The 13,938-nt window shown below is 60.9% G+C and carries 25 protein-coding genes; 18 read left to right on the plus strand and 7 right to left on the minus strand.

The features are described 5' to 3' along the window. Positions 1 to 8 precede the first annotated feature (8 nt). The 5 genes from HLH48_RS04055 to HLH48_RS04075 all read left to right on the plus strand — a co-directional run bounded on the left by HLH48_RS04055 (position 9) and on the right by HLH48_RS04075 (position 5,370). On the plus strand, positions 9 to 326 hold the full coding sequence (locus HLH48_RS04055) for a hypothetical protein (protein ID WP_182996214.1): 318 nt from the start codon (positions 9 to 11) through the stop codon (positions 324 to 326). 77 nt (positions 327 to 403) lie between these two features. Beyond that, positions 404 to 754: a DUF2824 family protein gene (locus HLH48_RS04060; protein WP_264812237.1), complete on the plus strand. Its 351-nt coding sequence runs from the start codon at positions 404 to 406 to the stop codon at positions 752 to 754. Next, complete coding sequence (locus HLH48_RS04065; RefSeq protein ID WP_182996216.1) at positions 751 to 1,380, plus strand: hypothetical protein; 630 nt, start codon at positions 751 to 753, stop codon at positions 1,378 to 1,380. Before HLH48_RS04060 ends, HLH48_RS04065 begins: the two co-directional genes overlap by 4 nt. Positions 1,381 to 1,382: 2 nt before the next feature. After that, complete coding sequence (locus HLH48_RS04070) at positions 1,383 to 2,936, plus strand: hypothetical protein (RefSeq protein ID WP_182996217.1); 1,554 nt, start codon at positions 1,383 to 1,385, stop codon at positions 2,934 to 2,936. Continuing rightward, positions 2,926 to 5,370, plus strand: a complete 2,445-nt coding sequence (locus HLH48_RS04075) for a lytic transglycosylase domain-containing protein (protein ID WP_182996218.1) — start codon at positions 2,926 to 2,928, stop codon at positions 5,368 to 5,370. Before HLH48_RS04070 ends, HLH48_RS04075 begins: the two co-directional genes overlap by 11 nt. Here HLH48_RS04075 and HLH48_RS04080 read toward each other — a convergent pair. After that, positions 5,345 to 5,614 (minus strand): hypothetical protein, encoded by a 270-nt coding sequence (locus tag HLH48_RS04080; RefSeq protein ID WP_182996219.1) that lies wholly within the window; start codon positions 5,612 to 5,614, stop codon positions 5,345 to 5,347. The two genes, HLH48_RS04075 and HLH48_RS04080, sit on opposite strands and share 26 nt — an antisense overlap. A gap of 63 nt (positions 5,615 to 5,677) precedes the next feature. Here HLH48_RS04080 and HLH48_RS04085 point away from each other — a divergent pair, with 63 nt between their 5' ends. Continuing rightward, positions 5,678 to 5,929 (plus strand): hypothetical protein, encoded by a 252-nt coding sequence (locus HLH48_RS04085; protein ID WP_182996220.1) that lies wholly within the window; start codon positions 5,678 to 5,680, stop codon positions 5,927 to 5,929. Here HLH48_RS04085 and HLH48_RS04090 read toward each other — a convergent pair. Further along, on the minus strand, positions 5,919 to 6,323 hold the full coding sequence (locus HLH48_RS04090) for a hypothetical protein (RefSeq protein WP_182996221.1): 405 nt from the start codon (positions 6,321 to 6,323) through the stop codon (positions 5,919 to 5,921). The two genes, HLH48_RS04085 and HLH48_RS04090, sit on opposite strands and share 11 nt — an antisense overlap. On the opposite strand from HLH48_RS04090, the gene HLH48_RS04095 reads away from it, so the two are divergent. Then, positions 6,313 to 6,525 carry a BC1881 family protein gene (locus tag HLH48_RS04095; RefSeq protein ID WP_182996222.1) on the plus strand — a complete coding sequence of 71 codons (213 nt, stop codon included), beginning with the start codon at positions 6,313 to 6,315 and terminating at the stop codon, positions 6,523 to 6,525. The genes HLH48_RS04090 and HLH48_RS04095 overlap by 11 nt on opposite strands. Here the strand turns inward: HLH48_RS04095 and HLH48_RS23725 are convergent. From HLH48_RS23725 to HLH48_RS04110, 3 genes are read right to left on the minus strand one after another with little or no spacing between them, the layout of a single operon-like run. Then, the gene (locus tag HLH48_RS23725; RefSeq protein WP_182996223.1) at positions 6,512 to 6,715 is read right to left on the minus strand and encodes a KTSC domain-containing protein; all 204 of its coding nucleotides are present in this window, start codon (positions 6,713 to 6,715) and stop codon (positions 6,512 to 6,514) included. The genes HLH48_RS04095 and HLH48_RS23725 overlap by 14 nt on opposite strands. Positions 6,716 to 6,775: 60 nt before the next feature. Then, positions 6,776 to 7,171, minus strand: a complete 396-nt coding sequence (locus tag HLH48_RS04105; protein ID WP_182996224.1) for a type II toxin-antitoxin system HicB family antitoxin — start codon at positions 7,169 to 7,171, stop codon at positions 6,776 to 6,778. A 17-nt stretch (positions 7,172 to 7,188) separates the two neighbouring features. Beyond that, positions 7,189 to 7,371, minus strand: coding sequence for a type II toxin-antitoxin system HicA family toxin (locus HLH48_RS04110; RefSeq protein WP_182996225.1), 183 nt, complete (start codon positions 7,369 to 7,371; stop codon positions 7,189 to 7,191). Positions 7,372 to 7,681: 310 nt separating this feature from the next. Between HLH48_RS04110 and HLH48_RS04115 the strand changes: the two genes are divergently transcribed. From HLH48_RS04115 to HLH48_RS04165, 11 genes are all read left to right on the plus strand, one after another. Then, the gene (locus HLH48_RS04115) at positions 7,682 to 7,999 is read left to right on the plus strand and encodes a hypothetical protein (protein WP_182996226.1); all 318 of its coding nucleotides are present in this window, start codon (positions 7,682 to 7,684) and stop codon (positions 7,997 to 7,999) included. Continuing rightward, a complete protein-coding gene (locus HLH48_RS04120) occupies positions 7,999 to 8,256 on the plus strand; it encodes a hypothetical protein (RefSeq protein WP_182996227.1) in 258 nt (85 codons plus the stop codon). The genes HLH48_RS04115 and HLH48_RS04120 overlap by 1 nt, the downstream gene beginning before the upstream one ends. Continuing rightward, a complete protein-coding gene (locus HLH48_RS04125; protein ID WP_182996228.1) occupies positions 8,253 to 8,669 on the plus strand; it encodes a cell wall hydrolase in 417 nt (138 codons plus the stop codon). Before HLH48_RS04120 ends, HLH48_RS04125 begins: the two co-directional genes overlap by 4 nt. Then, complete coding sequence (locus tag HLH48_RS04130; protein ID WP_182996229.1) at positions 8,666 to 9,571, plus strand: hypothetical protein; 906 nt, start codon at positions 8,666 to 8,668, stop codon at positions 9,569 to 9,571. The genes HLH48_RS04125 and HLH48_RS04130 overlap by 4 nt, the downstream gene beginning before the upstream one ends. A gap of 5 nt (positions 9,572 to 9,576) precedes the next feature. Next, positions 9,577 to 10,920, plus strand: a complete 1,344-nt coding sequence (locus HLH48_RS04135) for a hypothetical protein (protein ID WP_182996230.1) — start codon at positions 9,577 to 9,579, stop codon at positions 10,918 to 10,920. Positions 10,921 to 10,927: 7 nt separating this feature from the next. Further along, positions 10,928 to 11,230 carry a hypothetical protein gene (locus tag HLH48_RS04140; RefSeq protein WP_182996231.1) on the plus strand — a complete coding sequence of 101 codons (303 nt, stop codon included), beginning with the start codon at positions 10,928 to 10,930 and terminating at the stop codon, positions 11,228 to 11,230. A gap of 19 nt (positions 11,231 to 11,249) precedes the next feature. Beyond that, on the plus strand, positions 11,250 to 11,513 hold the full coding sequence (locus HLH48_RS04145) for a hypothetical protein (RefSeq protein ID WP_182996232.1): 264 nt from the start codon (positions 11,250 to 11,252) through the stop codon (positions 11,511 to 11,513). After that, positions 11,506 to 11,868: a hypothetical protein gene (locus HLH48_RS04150; RefSeq protein WP_182996233.1), complete on the plus strand. Its 363-nt coding sequence runs from the start codon at positions 11,506 to 11,508 to the stop codon at positions 11,866 to 11,868. Before HLH48_RS04145 ends, HLH48_RS04150 begins: the two co-directional genes overlap by 8 nt. 3 nt (positions 11,869 to 11,871) lie before the next feature. Continuing rightward, positions 11,872 to 12,072: a hypothetical protein gene (locus tag HLH48_RS04155; protein ID WP_182996234.1), complete on the plus strand. Its 201-nt coding sequence runs from the start codon at positions 11,872 to 11,874 to the stop codon at positions 12,070 to 12,072. Position 12,073: 1 nt separating this feature from the next. After that, positions 12,074 to 12,217 (plus strand): hypothetical protein, encoded by a 144-nt coding sequence (locus HLH48_RS04160; RefSeq protein ID WP_182996235.1) that lies wholly within the window; start codon positions 12,074 to 12,076, stop codon positions 12,215 to 12,217. 114 nt (positions 12,218 to 12,331) lie between these two features. Beyond that, on the plus strand, positions 12,332 to 12,622 hold the full coding sequence (locus HLH48_RS04165) for a hypothetical protein (protein ID WP_182996236.1): 291 nt from the start codon (positions 12,332 to 12,334) through the stop codon (positions 12,620 to 12,622). Here the strand turns inward: HLH48_RS04165 and HLH48_RS04170 are convergent. Next, positions 12,617 to 13,213: a hypothetical protein gene (locus HLH48_RS04170; protein ID WP_182996237.1), complete on the minus strand. Its 597-nt coding sequence runs from the start codon at positions 13,211 to 13,213 to the stop codon at positions 12,617 to 12,619. The two genes, HLH48_RS04165 and HLH48_RS04170, sit on opposite strands and share 6 nt — an antisense overlap. 141 nt (positions 13,214 to 13,354) lie before the next feature. Further along, positions 13,355 to 13,879: a hypothetical protein gene (locus HLH48_RS04175; protein WP_182996238.1), complete on the minus strand. Its 525-nt coding sequence runs from the start codon at positions 13,877 to 13,879 to the stop codon at positions 13,355 to 13,357. Positions 13,880 to 13,938: the final 59 nt, after the last annotated feature.

A 13,938-nucleotide genomic window follows, 5' to 3' on the forward strand; every position in this document is an offset into this window, starting at 1 on the left:
ATGCGCTGATGGCAGTCGTCGCCAAAAATCTCCAACCGGGCGTTATGCTGACGTCTTCCGCAGTGGCCGTTGTTACAGCTGGCGCGGGGGCGACCGTAATCACGAACGCCGTTCTGTCCAATCCGACGGCGGCGGCCGTAGATGTCACCATCCAGATCCAGCGCTCGGGCGGATCTGCCCTCGACGTCGTTCCGTCCCGCGCGATCCAGGCCAACGACACCGATCTCTTGCCGGAATTGACCGGCCGCGTATTGGCTTCTGGCGATCAGATCTTGGCCTCTGGTGCCGGTCTAGTCTGTATCGTAGACGGATACGCCCTGTCGTGAATATATGCGCTCCCGATATTCTTGGCTGCCGAGTCAATGATCTTCGGGCCATAAATGATGTCCTCACTCATCCAGATGTGTATGGAGAGAGTGCGCGGCTGACTGACATATCGAAATGCCTCATTCTCACGATCCCGGGTATCGTCGTGGGTTTTGCTGAGGTCAGGCCTCGCATTCATGAGTGTCACCAAGCAGTGATTCCAGAAATGCGCGGGTGGAAGGCTCTAGAATTCATGCGCGATGTCCGGGACTGGTGGTGGGAAACGCAGCCATCCGACCTGATGATCGCCCCCATTCCTGAGCACAAGAAGCCTGCGCGATTCCTGATGCACCTGCTCGGTTTTCAACGCATCGGCCTATATCGCGCCGTCAGCAATGACGGGATCGAGCGCGAATATGTCGCCTATCAAATGGAGCGTCCGCAATGAGTGATATGTTTGGCATCGGTCAGGGTGTGCAGGCGGCGACTACCGCCGCTTCGACCGCCGCCCAGATGGTCATGACCCAGAAAGCAATGGATCGCGCCAACTCGACCGCGAAGGATGTCGCATCCAACATCCAGCAGGCGGGCACCACAGCAAATTCGCTGCTCGACCCCTACGCCACGACCGGCACAAACGCCCTGAACAGCCTCTCCAACGGCCTGACGGAAAACTACCTCCAGTCCACGCCGGGGTATCAGTGGAACCTGAACCAGGGCGAGCAGGCAGCGACGAACAGCGCGGCGGCGCGCGGGCTGGCGAACAGTGGTGCGGCGCTCAAGGGGGCCGCGACCTATGCCAGTGGGCTGGCCGATAGCACCTACCAGAACCAGTTCAACGATACGAACGCCCTGGCCAATTACGGCTACAACGCCCTGAACGCGCAGAGCACCAACACGATGAACACGGCCAACCTTGCTGCACAGGCACGCATGGCCGGCGTGGGTGCGACCATGAGCGGGACCACGGCCATGTCGAACGCCCTGACGAACGGGCTGAATAGCCTGGGCAACCAGGCGTCTAGCCTCGGGAGCAACTATCTTGCCTATAATAAGCTGTTGAGTGGTGGTTGATCATGGCCGGATTTGACATGAACACGAATGCGCTGCTTGGGGTCGGGCAGGGCGTCGTGCAGCCGCAGACCAATCAGCTTCAGAACATTGCAACGGCGCAGAACATCAAGAACGCCGCGCTAGCCTACACGCAGAACGCGTTGACGTTGGATGCTGCCAAGGCACGCGGAGACGCGTATGGACGCCACTACAACGCCCTGACCGGACAATACGACATTCCCGGTATTCAAGACGATATGGCTAAAACTGCCGGAGGCCGCTTCGGTCTGCCCGAGACCGTGACGCAGCTCCGCAGCCAGCAGAAGCAGGCGATTGAGAATGACCAGGCTCAGACCCAGTTGCAGGCTACTCGGGCTGGTCATATTGCCGGGCTGGCTGCCCCACTGATGAACAACCCGGATGTGACAAAGGCCGATGTTGCGCGGCAACTCGGCGTTGGGGTCGCCACGGGGACGATCGACCTCAGCACGGCGCAGAAGGTCTATTCGTCGCTGCCATCGGACAGCAAGGGCATCCGCACCTCTGTCCGTGGCTTGATGGACAGCCTCATGCCGGGCGCCGGGCAGTCCGCAGATGCGTTCGGCTCGATGCAGCTTGTGGACGTTGGCGGCCATCTCCAGTGGCAGAATGTCGGCTCTCCGGCCAGCGGCCAGGGTGGCGTCAATCAGGGCGCGCCGATCGCGAAGACGCTGTCGCCGGGAGAAGCCACTGCACCGCAGCCGTATAACGACGCACGTGGAAATCCGAAGATCGGCACGCGCGCGCAGGTTGCTCAGGCGAACGGGCAAGGTGGCTATCTGGACACCACCAGCAAGCCCACCGTGCCGCCCGATGTGATGGGCAGCGGCCGCTATCAGGGAAGCGAGAACGATTTCTCGGGTGAAGGAACCGACGCGCAGCCGGGCGGATTCTCCGCAGGTCCGCCCGCTGGCCAGCTTGAAGCACAGCGCGCGACTGCCGAGGCTGGTGCCAAAGGTGCGAACGCCCTCATGTCGGCCGCTGCCAGCCGAAATGATCGGCTAGGCATGCTGGGGAATATGGCGACGGATCTGGATGGGTTCACTAGTGGCCCTGGTGCAGAAAAATGGCGGAAAGCCTGGGCACTCATAAACAATATCACACCCTTTGATGTTGATTCGTCGGGGATCGAAAGCGCCCAGTCCTTCAACAAGTGGGCTCAGCAATTGGCGAACGCTCAGTCCCAGGCGCTCGGCAGCTCCGATGCCCGCCTGTCTGCGGCCGAGCATGCGAACCCGAACAGCAGTCTCCAGAAGGAAACCAATCAACTGATGATCCATCAGTTGATGGGCAACGAGGACGCCATCAATGCCAAGGCGCAAGCCTGGCGCGCGTCAGGGCTGCCGGCCGCACAATACCAGTCGTGGGATCAGGAGTTCAGCCAGGGTTTCGACCCGCGCGCGTTCCAGGTGCTACGCATGACTCCGGCTGAACGACAGAAGATGTTCCATGGCATGCGCGATAGCGGGCAGATGGACGAGTTCAAGCGTTCCTATAACCGCATGGCTGCCGCCGGGCTGGTGCCGAGTGGCAGATGATCTCGATGCGCATTACGAGCGCGCCGGCCAGTACTGGGGCGTAGATCCCGACATCCTGCGCGCCGTCCACCAGGTGGAAGACCCGTCTGGCGATCCGGCCGCGCGAAGCCGGGCCGGCGCGGTCGGTCATATGCAGATCATGCCGGCCACGGCCCAGTCGGTCGGCATCGACCCGCGCGATCCGGTCCAGTCGATCTACGGTGGCGCCCGGGTGCTGCGCGAGAACCTGGACCGCTATGGGAACCTTGCCGATGCCTTGCGGGCCTACAACGGCGGCACGGACCGGTCGAAATGGGGAAACGACGAGACCATGGCTTATCCGCACAAGGTGGCCGACCGATATGCTGCCCTCAAAGCGCCAGGCGATGACCCCTTTGCCGGGCCCGGAACCGACGCAGGGGCTGGATTATCCGGTCCAGAGCGCGGAGTGCCGCCGACTCAGGATGCCTTCGGCAGCATGTTCGACGCCGATCACAGCAGCGCCGCGCGTCAGGAGCCGAAGGAGAGCGCATTCGATGGCATGTTTGGGCACGAGACCGCATCTGCCATTCCCGCCGAAGCGCACGCGCACCAGGGTTCATGGTACGGAAACATGGCGCAGTTCGCGCAGGACATGGACCATGCGGCGCGCAACCAACTGATGCGTGTCGGCACCGAGGCGATCGACCACATCCCCGGCGTTCATGGACTGCTGAAGGGGACAGCGCTTGATCTTCAGGCGCGGCGCGCCGGCCTGGATCGAGAGGATCAGTCGGCGGCCGAGCGTGACGGTTCTGGTGCGACAGCGAACGAAGCAGGCCGATTCCTGACGAATGCGCTTCTGGCCGGGGCTGCGACGGAACTGGGCGCTGGGGCTCTTGGTTCTGCCGGGGGTGCGCTCGCTGGCGCGTTACCCGGAACTGCCGGACGCCTGGTCCAGGCCGGGACGAACGCCCTCACTGGAAGCGGCGGCGCGCTGACCCGAGTGACGAGCGGCGCAGCTCAAGGGGCGGCAGCGAATGCGTTGACGGGAGGCGACCCGTTGACCGGTGCTGCACTCGGCGGCGCGCTGGGGGCTGGCTTGCCCATGGCGGCCCGAGGTGCGCGCGCTATCGCTGGTCGCGCATCGTCGGTGGGCACGCGCGTCCTGAACCACCTGGCGCCCGAGACAGCGGAGGTTCCGCCCGCTGCCGATGCAGCGATCCCGAGCGAAGCGGCTGGAGCGGCCGCCTCAGCCCCCGGACCGGCGGTTGCATCCGCACCGCCCCCGTCGGATCCTGCGCCCGAGGCCGTGAAGCTGGGGCTATTCACGTCACCGAAGGATGCCGACAAGCTGGCCGCCCGGATCTGGACCGACTACCAGAAGGGCGGACCGGTCGTTCTGGTCCAGTCCAAGATTCCTGGCGTGCAGCTTACGGCGTCGCAGGCCACGGGGAATGCCGGCCTAGCGCAACTGGAGCGGGTGCGCCGCGCCGCAAACCCGTCGCCCTTCACGGCCCTGGAACAGCAGAACAGCGAAGCGCGCAACGCCTTCGCGCGGGATGTGATCGGCACGGAAGATCAGTTGCAGGCGGCCGAGGCGGCCCGCAGCGCGATTGAGGCCGAGCACCGCAACACAGCATTCGGGAACCAGCAGCCGGTCGATGTGACGCCGATCCGCCAGCACCTCGCGCGCCTGATCGATGACAATCGTGGGCGCGATACGGTGCAGGCGCCGTTGATCGGCGTCCTGAAGCAGATCGGTGCCGTTGCCGACGAAAACGGGAATGCCCTGCCTGAACATCTGTGGAACGTCCGGAAATACATGGGCGACATCATCTCGCCGGCAACGCGTGGGACCGCCCAGAGCGGGCACGCAGCAGCGTCGCAGCTTATGGCCCTCAAGCCAACGGTCACGGATGCGATCGAGGAAGGCGCGCCGGGCTTCAAGGCGTACGCCCAGCGATACGAGGAACTGTCCCGGCCAATCGACGCCATGCGGTTCCTGCAATCGCGCAACCTGACTGACACGCAGGGCAACGTGCGCCTTGGGCAACTCGACACGCTCTTGAAGGCAATCCGGCGCGAGAAGGGCAAGCCCGGCTACCGCGAGGCCGATAGCGTGACCGACGAGCAGTTGAAGGCGCTCGAAACCCTGCGCGACGACATGCGGCTGGCGTCACGCATCGATCTGGGCAAAGCACGCGGATCGGACACCAACATCAATCTGACGACCACCGGCCGTGTCGCGGATATGGCGCAGGGGATAGCTGGGAAGCTGGCCGGCGCGGCGGGCGTGGGACTCGGAGGCGCGCTGACCGGCGGCCTAGAAGGCGGCGCAGTCGGAACGTATCTCGGAAATGCGCTGGCTGCTGGCGCATCGCGGCGCGTGGCCGGCCGGCTGGCGAATACCCAGGCCGCGACCTACGACGCTCTGGATAATATGCTGCTCAATCCCGCACGGCGAGGAAACTGACGCCGTGCAATGTGCGCTCGATCTGCCGGGCACGCCGCCGGGCGAGAAGGTGAGGGATGAAAGCGCAGGCCGCGACAATGGCCAATTCTGCCAATGCGCCTGGCGGATCGAGATGGCGCTGATCCATATAGGAAACGCGCTCAATTAAAGCGAGCAACGAAACGACCATCAGCGCGGGCCAGATCGAACCACGCACCCACCAGACGCCCCATGCGATGAACGCCGCAGCATACAGAATTATCATATGGCCAATTTAGCTTGTACCCCCATGGGAACGGAAGTAGAATCTTGCCGCCAGGAGGAATGCATGTCGGGTCAAAAGCTTATTGGAGATTTGTCTCACCGCATAATGAGCCGGGGCATGAACCTGGCCAAAGAAATTCCCTCTCCGATGGACCAAGAGACGAACTTCCTGTTCAAAGCAGTTCGGCATATTGATCTTGCCTCGTCATACGGGGAGGCACGTCGCCTTGTCCGGAGAGGGGTTATTCGTGTGAATGGCTCTATCGAAAGAAACGAACTGATGGAGGTGTCAAAAATTGACATTATTACTTTTTGACAGTCTCCAATTTTTCTATACGGGATCTCATTAATTTTGCTCTTGTTTCCATTGCAAAGATAAATTCTTCACCTACCGATTCACCACCAGCCTTACCGTTTAATTGATCTAAATTTTCGATAATCTCATCAAGTTTTGTCTTGAAAATATCTTTTTTCTCGCCCGGAAGAAGGTAATAAAGTAATATCAATATCTCATTATTTACAACGTCTGTAGCATATATATTTGGGTCAAATCCCTCTGGGGCTGTTTTTATTTTAGACAGCTTATCCCAAGCTAGGTCATCAAAAATAGAATATGGCATCTCATTCCTCGCGCACCAAGAGAGAATGGCGAATGCCACCACCCCCGCGCGAGTCGGGTCAATGGAGGATAATGGAGCAATGACACTCATGCGCGCCGACCTGGGCCAAGGCTCATCTGGCATCGGGCTTGAGGGATTTTCGACTTGCGAGATCCAGGTCGAGCTATCAAGCCGCCTTGGCGTCAGCACGCTCGACGCTACAGACCCTCATGACGACATCAAGATTTCCATCAACGGGAAGATCGTCCTGTCCCGAACCGGGCCTGCCATCATCTCAGTCAACATCGATTAGAGGGGAATTCCCCCCTTATGAAGTCGTCGAAATATCTGCCCTTTGACGGCGCCCTGACAAGGCCATCGTAGATGTGCTGGGGGACGCCTGCGTATCGGTATCGATATCCCCTTCTAAATCCCAGAATGAGAACGCGGGCTACTGGGTCGTAATCGCCAGAAACGATGACGCTCGACTGCGGGAAAAGCATCCAATTCCTCCTGTGGAGGAATATCGAGCCAGTGGGCGGCGAGTCGGGTCAATGGCCCCATCACGCACTGAGTGCCATCTTCGCGATGAAGCCTGACCGCGTTTCTCCGGCATCTTTCGCCCGGCTATCGAGCCGCGCCAGGATGCGGCGAGGGAGCGTGATGTTCACCCGCTCGGTGGTGTCGTCAAACAATGCGGGGTCGACGCTGGCAAAGCCCCAGATCCATTCCGGGCCGGCCCAGTCAGGGCGCGCGCGCAGAGCATCCAGAGACGACGGGCGAGGAACCTCTTTCCCCTGGTCGATAGCGTCCTCGACCCACAGGGCAATGGCTTCGGCCGCGTTGCTCACGGCCTCCTCGAACGCATCCCCCGCCGAGAAGCAGCCGGGAAGATCGGGCACGATCACCCCGTAGGCTTCGGTATCAGATCCACGCTCGATCACGATCGGATAGTGCATTTTCTCCTCCCGCCGGGTCATTTCAACCCGGCCTGCTTGCGGATGGCGGAAACCAGACCCTTTCCCAAGTCTTTCTTGGGGTGAGGCACTGTGACCGAGTGCCCATGGTCGGGATGGCGGAATATGTGGTGCGAGCCACGCGACCGAACCTCAGTCCATCCCGCTTTCTTCATTTCTCGGATTAGGTCGGCGCTGTTCATGGCTGTATTATGCGCACGATACACACTATAGGCAAGTGGAAAGTGTGTGCAGTGTGTATTTTTCCCGGCGCCTCATCCGGCGGTCAAGCGCGCCGCGCGCGGTCATGCAGATGTGGGACGATCTGCAACATCAGGTGATTGCGGAAGCATAATCAGGCAGGGCGCTCGGAAACGGGCGCCCTTTTGGTTCAGCGGGCTACGCTGAGAGACATCAGGAAACGCCCTTGAACACGCCCCCGCATTCGTACTAGATTCCCTCTCACGGCCAGCTTGCTGGTGACGGCACAATCAGTCCGAATTGTCCCGCGCCATGCGTCCGTATCTGCTTGCCGCCATTTTCGCATCCATCAGTATCCCCGCGCTTGCTCAAACGCAGGCCGCAAACCCAGTCGAACCGTTCACCGCTGGGCACCGGGCTGGCGTGGCGTCGAACCCGCTTGTGGTCCTGAACGTCAGTCAGGCAATGCCTGTTGCGTCGCTGCCTGCCACCTGCACAGACGGCGCTCTGGCACTGGCGACGGACGGCCGGACAGCGACGCAGAATGTCGGCGCTGGTACCGGCGTTGTCGTGCGTTGCCTGTCGAACAAATGGCTATCGATTGCCAGCGGACTCCAGGTTCAGAACTGATGGATGGCGCAGTGATGGACTCAGTCTATCTCACCCGCGCCGAAGGCCGCGAGATCCGGGACGACCTTAAGGCCCTGGAGGCTGACATGGCGGTTGTGAAGGCCCAGCAGGCTGGGCAGCAGCAGACGCTCGATCAGATCCTTGTCCAGGTTCAGAAGGGGAATTCCGTCCGATCGATGATGATCGCCGGTGGATCTGGCATCGGCGGCGGCGTGGTAGCGGGGGTGGCGTATCTGGCCCACCTGCTGACGCAATGAACGCCGGCATTGACATCGCTGCCCGCACGGCCTGGGCCGAGGCACGAGGCGAGGGCATCGCCGGCATGCAGGCGGTCCTGAACGTCATCGCGCACCGCGCGGCGCGTCCTGGCTGGTGGGGGCATGACTTTGCCAGCGTGTGCCAAGCGCCATACCAGTTTTCCTGCTGGCTGCCCGGCGATCCGAACGGCCCCGAGGCTCGTGCCGTCACGGACAACGATCCTCTTTTCCGATCCGCCCTGTCCATGGCTGGGCGCTCTGCCTCGGGCAACCTGCCGGACCTGACGCGTGGATCGGACAGCTATTACGCGACTACCTCGCCGCGCCCGATGTGGGCAGCCGGTCGCGCCCCTCAAATCATCATCGGCCATCACGCCTTCTACCGCGTCGGCCTGACTGGAGACGGGAAGTGACCCTACCCAATCTGAACGTTCCGATCTCCAAGGCCAATCTGCTGGACGTTCTGTCCCGGGTGACACAAAACGCCCCTAATGGAACGGGGGCGCTCCCTTCGATCTCGTTCGAGACCAACCAGCAATCTGGCATGTGGCTGATGTCGGATGGCGGCCTTGGGTTTTCCGCCAACGGGTCATCGAATTTCTACATAGATGGCGACGGAAATGCGAACATCTCAGGAGGCACGATCGGAGGGGTGACTGGTGATTTCACAGATGAAGTCACCATGGGGTTTTTCACGTCCAACGGAAATTCTCAGATCAATGGCCATCTGACGATTGCATCTGGCGACCCTCAAATACTGATTTACAACAACGGAACGACGAGTACAAAAGCCGCCATTACCTTTGGAAACGATAGCCAGTCTTGGCAGGCTGGACACGACCAGGCCGGGAACGGTACCGACGATTTCTACGTCTACCATGGGAAGGCCGGCACAACTCCGCTGCATATCGGCAGCAATGACAGCATCACGATGCCTGGTGTGGTCACAATCGGCGCTGCCAATGGGAGCGGCACGCAATCTTCTCTCGTGCTTCCCGCTATGAATGCTGGAACAGCTTCCAAGCGTTCGACTGTTCTTCTGGGATCGGCTGGGGGCGCTTCCGATGGCTGGACATTCGGGCGCGACAATGCCTCCAGCGGTGCGAACGATTTCTTCTTCTACAGCGGCACAGCCAAGACGATCCGCCTTTGGATGGATGACGACGGTGTGGGCTTCAACGGGCTCTCCCCGACTGCCGCCCCAACTCTGAACGGCGGCCTTGTTGAGGACGGAACGGCGCCGAATGCATCCATGGCCGAATTGATCAATCAGATCCGTCTGGCGCTCATCAACAACGGCCTGTGCAAGGGATAATCACGATGCAACTGCCCATCATGAACCGCCCTTTGTCGCTTGAGAACCTACAGCAGGTGCTTGCCGTTATTGGGCAGTTTGCACCTTCCGGAACGCCGGCACAGCCTGGGATTGCGTTTGGAGACAATCAGGCTACCGGCTTCTTTTTGCAGTCGGACGGCTCTATCGGCAGCGTAGTCAACGGGGCGCTTTCATTCTCGATCAATGCTGGTGGCCAGATCAATCTGGCATCTGCAGAACAGACGCCGTCACAGATCACGCTCACGAACACAAATGGCACATCTGACCGGTGCGCCATCACATTCGGAGCAGGAACGTCATCGTGGCAGATGGGGAAGGACCAGTCTGCTGACGGCGGCAATGACCTGTATCTCTATAATTCCCTGACTGGAAATACGCCGGCCCGATGGACGCAGGACGAGCAGTTGTTCATCAACTGGGAGCCGACAATGGTCCTGACATCCAACGCTTACGATAAAACCGGCTCACCTTTGGTGATCAACAATACACCGGGGAAATCGCGGGCGGCCGTTGGCACGTCTATCGGGATGCAGGTCAACACGATCATCTCGACGGTCAACGGCCTGTCCGATGGCACGCGTTCGGAGTTCGGCTCCTATTACGGGATGACGTTTCCGGACCCGCGCCAAACCCAGACCGATATCAACCTCTGGGGTCCGGACATTCACGTCTACGGGAAGTTTACAGACGATTCCACGCAGCGTGAGGGGCTTCTTGTTGGGTCGTCAGTTTACGTTCGCCCGATGGCGGCCGGGAGCGACACGAAGGACGCAACCCACGCGGGGGCATTTGGGGCATCGATCTGCATCGCCCCTCCCGACGCGGGGACGCTATCGGAAAATGGCGTTCCAGCGTCAAAGACAAGCTATCCGGCGCTGGCAGGTCTGTCGATTGTCGGGTTTTCCGGCACGACATCCATCACCAGCGGCGAGCAGGCCGGAGCCGGAGCAGCCGCGACTTTCGGCCTGCGCATCGGCGGCGAGGCCAGCGGTGGCGGGTCGCCCTACATCCCCTGGAATGCCCGATCGAACTTTGTCACCGGCGCATCTATCTCCGATTTCACCACGCGCGGGCTTTGGATCACCAACCCGCTTACTGCGCCGGCCGGCACGGCGCAGTGGGGCATCTACAACGAGTGCCCGACCTATCTCAGCGGCGTGATCAATGCGCAGGCCAGCGCACTCGGGTTTTTCGGTGTCACCCCGGTCGATCAGCCCACCATGTGGCAGGTCGGAAGCTCGGGGGCCGTCTCTGACTGCGTCACCGCCATCAACCGCATCACCAGCAACCTGATCTCGCTCGGCCTATTCGCCGCAGTGACCCCGTGAGGATACCATGACCCTGACCCACGATGAACGCACGCTCATGCTGCATATGATCGAAAGCAGCACGTTCCCCGGCACGATGATCGATGCGGTCAGCGCAGCCCGCTCCAATCTTCGGGAGGGGCGGTTTCTGCCGTCCGAAGACCGCAAGCTGCTCGCCGGGTTCATCGCATCCGCTCAGGTGCCCGGTCGGATCATCCGCTCTGTGGCGACCATTCTCGACAAGCTTGAAGTGCCGATTGTCAGCGCCCCTTCGGCAGGATCGACGGCGGAAGAGGTGATGTGTGGCCTCGATGGGCAGGTATCTGGATAACCATGGAAGGGAAGAGAAAATGAGCAAATTCCTCGATTACGCCCGGCAGCCGACGACGCTGATCGGCCTGAGCCTGACGCTCGGCGCGCTGGCGGGCAACGTATTCGGATCGCTGTCCGAAGCGGTCACGGCCACGATCCTGAGCGCCACGCTCCCGCTGTGGGTATCGGACACGTCCGCCCGCACGAAGATCGGCGCGATCGAAGGCGTGCTGACCACGACCACCCACGGCCTCGCCTCCAAGAGCGCGCCGGCCACGACGGAGGTTTCCACCAATGCGTAAACACCTGATCCTGGCGGTGATGCCGCTGCTGGCCGTCGCCGCCTGCTCACCGGCCGACACGCAGACCAACCTGCGCAAGGCGGCCTACGACACGATGAGCGCCTACCACCTGTCGGCCACGGGCGCGCAGGCTTACCTTGCCAGCGGAACGGCCGATCCGACGATCAAGGCCGAGATCAAGACGGCCAGCGCGGCGGCTATGGCTCCGCTGACGGCGCTGGAAACGTCGATCGAGTCGCAGAGCGACCTGACGACCACTGGCATCTCGACGGCCGCGAGCGCGCTGGCGGCGCTCCAGTCCGCGCTGGCGGCCGCCCAGGCACCGGCCACCACCACCACGAAGACGGGGAACTGACCCATGAGTGAAGCAATGATCGCCGCAATCCTGGGCGCAACCGGGACCATCATCGGCCTGATCGAGAAATACGGCCCCGAGGCGTGGACCACCATCAAGGAAGCGGTGGAGAACACGACCAGCGCCACCGGCCCCACGACGGCCGACATTGAGGCGATCTTCGCCAAGTGCAAGGCCGATAACGACGCCATCCAAGCGTCCTGACATGACGGCCGGCACGCTGCACCTCGTGCTGGCCTTTCTCCTGGGTGGCTTGTTCACCCAGGCCTTGGCCGTGGCGATTATGGGCGCACGGAACCGGCTGCGCCGACGTGAGATCGAGGACCGGCTGGGCGATCCGCCGCCCTAGCGTTCCGGCATCATGGATGCGCTGGTTGCGGAGATGCAGGCGGCTTAAGGGGGCGCGGGTTTCCCTCTCATTCTTCGCCATGGAATACTCTCGATGCGACTCGGGAGATATGCTGTGCCTAAACAAGCCAAGAAATTCGACCTGACTCTCACATCAGCAGAAGCCGCTGAAATTCATAATCCACCCGTCACCAGCATTGGGGGGCGCCAACAACTTGAGCGCTCGCTCTATCGGCAACTGCAAGCAACGCCGAACCAAATCTCGCTCGATGATAAGGGCCTTGGAAAAGTGTTGCGCTATATGAGCCAATACGACGGGACCAATCCCCCCGCGGGCGGCGGCGGCCTTCAAGGGAGGTTGCATAGGGCGCTCTCCAGGCCCCTGCGCGAGAAGCTGGGCCTATAGACGCCGAAAAATCGTGATCCCTCGGAAGCGATGGTTGGTGCTTTTCCACATGCCGATCGTCGCTTCCACGGCGAAGGCATCCTTCCGATACATCGGTAGCACCTGATCCAGCCACACGACGTGCGTGCCCGACCGGACGCCTTGCAGCGCACGCATGACCGCATTGCGCTTGACCATGCTGGTCCCGTAATGCTCGCAATCCTCGACCGAATAGGGCGGGTCAGCCAGGATCAGGTCATATTGCTCTAGCGGCACCGTTTCCAGCTTCTGGGCATCATCGACGTAGGTGGGCGACAGGTTCTGGTTGATGTCCACCGTGTCGCCGGGGAACACTTCCAAGTCCACCTTGCCACTGAAGACGTGGAGAGGCCGGCGCTTGTCGGGGAACAGCGCCTTAATGCGCCGGAGATAGGTCGCCGGGTATCCACCGTAATAGGTGGACTTCACCCGATAGTCGTTCCCCATGATCCAGGTTCCGACGACGCGGCCGTCCTCGCCCATGAAGAGGTTCCGCGGGAATCCCGTGGCCTTGGTGTAATGGGCGATGCGCTCTTCCCAGGTGAGCGTGGTCAGGGTCGTCATGTGGTTCATGCCGGAATCCTAGTACGTCTCTGTGCGTTTGGGTACAGGTTTTTCGGGGTCTGGCGATGCAAGAGTCTGGCCCCGGCCCATTGTTCACCCCGCGTTGCGTCTCCGCCCCGGCAATGCGATCCCATCGACAAGCACGTGAAGTCAGGATTTTTCCGCGTTAAACAGCCTCATGAACTCGTCCCAAAATGCCCTGGCGAGTGGCATGGACGAATCCGGGATGCCGACGATGCGACCATCGGCCCAGAATTCTATGGTGTGGGCATCATTGGGTAAATGCGGCGCATCCTTGGGCACGACCGCAGCAAACCATTCCGACCACCGACAACCTGTATCCGCATATTTTACTGACAAGACCGGAACATCTTGAATCGGCCAGTGATCCGGCAAGCCGTAAAGCGAACGCTGCCCACAAATGCAGTTATGAAGGACGCGTGCAGCGGCCGGCATATCATCAATGTTTCCGAAGATGGTCCCATCATAAGCAATTTCCATCAGGGACCTGTTCACGTCACCGACGCATATCGCTGAATATTTCAAATTCGGCACATACAATTCCGACTGAAATTCGTCGCTCGCCTGCAGATATTGACCATATATGGAGTAAGTTTCGGGTGCCATGTCATTCTCTGGCGCGTCATGGACTGTGAGGTCATTCTGGTGCTGCATCCCATACTCCTATGATGAGTTGCCGTCTCTCCGGCTGTCACGACTGTTCAAGGCTGATT

The sequence above is a fragment of the Gluconacetobacter sacchari genome, assembly GCF_014174255.1.
GTDB lineage: Bacteria > Pseudomonadota > Alphaproteobacteria > Acetobacterales > Acetobacteraceae > Gluconacetobacter > Gluconacetobacter sacchari.

Coding starts and splice junctions, on each gene's coding strand:
- HLH48_RS04055 (WP_182996214.1), top strand. CDS start 9: ATGGCAGTCGTCGCCAAAAATCTCCAACCGGGCGTTATGCTGACGTCT.
- HLH48_RS04065 (WP_182996216.1), top strand. CDS start 751: ATGAGTGATATGTTTGGCATCGGTCAGGGTGTGCAGGCGGCGACTACC.
- HLH48_RS04070 (WP_182996217.1), top strand. CDS start 1,383: ATGGCCGGATTTGACATGAACACGAATGCGCTGCTTGGGGTCGGGCAG.
- HLH48_RS04080 (WP_182996219.1), bottom strand. CDS start 5,614: ATGATAATTCTGTATGCTGCGGCGTTCATCGCATGGGGCGTCTGGTGG.
- HLH48_RS04085 (WP_182996220.1), top strand. CDS start 5,678: ATGTCGGGTCAAAAGCTTATTGGAGATTTGTCTCACCGCATAATGAGC.
- HLH48_RS04095 (WP_182996222.1), top strand. CDS start 6,313: ATGACACTCATGCGCGCCGACCTGGGCCAAGGCTCATCTGGCATCGGG.
- HLH48_RS04090 (WP_182996221.1), bottom strand. CDS start 6,323: ATGAGTGTCATTGCTCCATTATCCTCCATTGACCCGACTCGCGCGGGG.
- HLH48_RS23725 (WP_182996223.1), bottom strand. CDS start 6,715: ATGCTTTTCCCGCAGTCGAGCGTCATCGTTTCTGGCGATTACGACCCA.
- HLH48_RS04105 (WP_182996224.1), bottom strand. CDS start 7,171: ATGCACTATCCGATCGTGATCGAGCGTGGATCTGATACCGAAGCCTAC.
- HLH48_RS04110 (WP_182996225.1), bottom strand. CDS start 7,371: ATGAACAGCGCCGACCTAATCCGAGAAATGAAGAAAGCGGGATGGACT.
- HLH48_RS04115 (WP_182996226.1), top strand. CDS start 7,682: ATGCGTCCGTATCTGCTTGCCGCCATTTTCGCATCCATCAGTATCCCC.
- HLH48_RS04120 (WP_182996227.1), top strand. CDS start 7,999: ATGGATGGCGCAGTGATGGACTCAGTCTATCTCACCCGCGCCGAAGGC.
- HLH48_RS04125 (WP_182996228.1), top strand. CDS start 8,253: ATGAACGCCGGCATTGACATCGCTGCCCGCACGGCCTGGGCCGAGGCA.
- HLH48_RS04135 (WP_182996230.1), top strand. CDS start 9,577: ATGCAACTGCCCATCATGAACCGCCCTTTGTCGCTTGAGAACCTACAG.
- HLH48_RS04140 (WP_182996231.1), top strand. CDS start 10,928: ATGACCCTGACCCACGATGAACGCACGCTCATGCTGCATATGATCGAA.
- HLH48_RS04145 (WP_182996232.1), top strand. CDS start 11,250: ATGAGCAAATTCCTCGATTACGCCCGGCAGCCGACGACGCTGATCGGC.
- HLH48_RS04150 (WP_182996233.1), top strand. CDS start 11,506: ATGCGTAAACACCTGATCCTGGCGGTGATGCCGCTGCTGGCCGTCGCC.
- HLH48_RS04155 (WP_182996234.1), top strand. CDS start 11,872: ATGAGTGAAGCAATGATCGCCGCAATCCTGGGCGCAACCGGGACCATC.
- HLH48_RS04160 (WP_182996235.1), top strand. CDS start 12,074: ATGACGGCCGGCACGCTGCACCTCGTGCTGGCCTTTCTCCTGGGTGGC.
- HLH48_RS04170 (WP_182996237.1), bottom strand. CDS start 13,213: ATGAACCACATGACGACCCTGACCACGCTCACCTGGGAAGAGCGCATC.
- HLH48_RS04175 (WP_182996238.1), bottom strand. CDS start 13,879: ATGCAGCACCAGAATGACCTCACAGTCCATGACGCGCCAGAGAATGAC.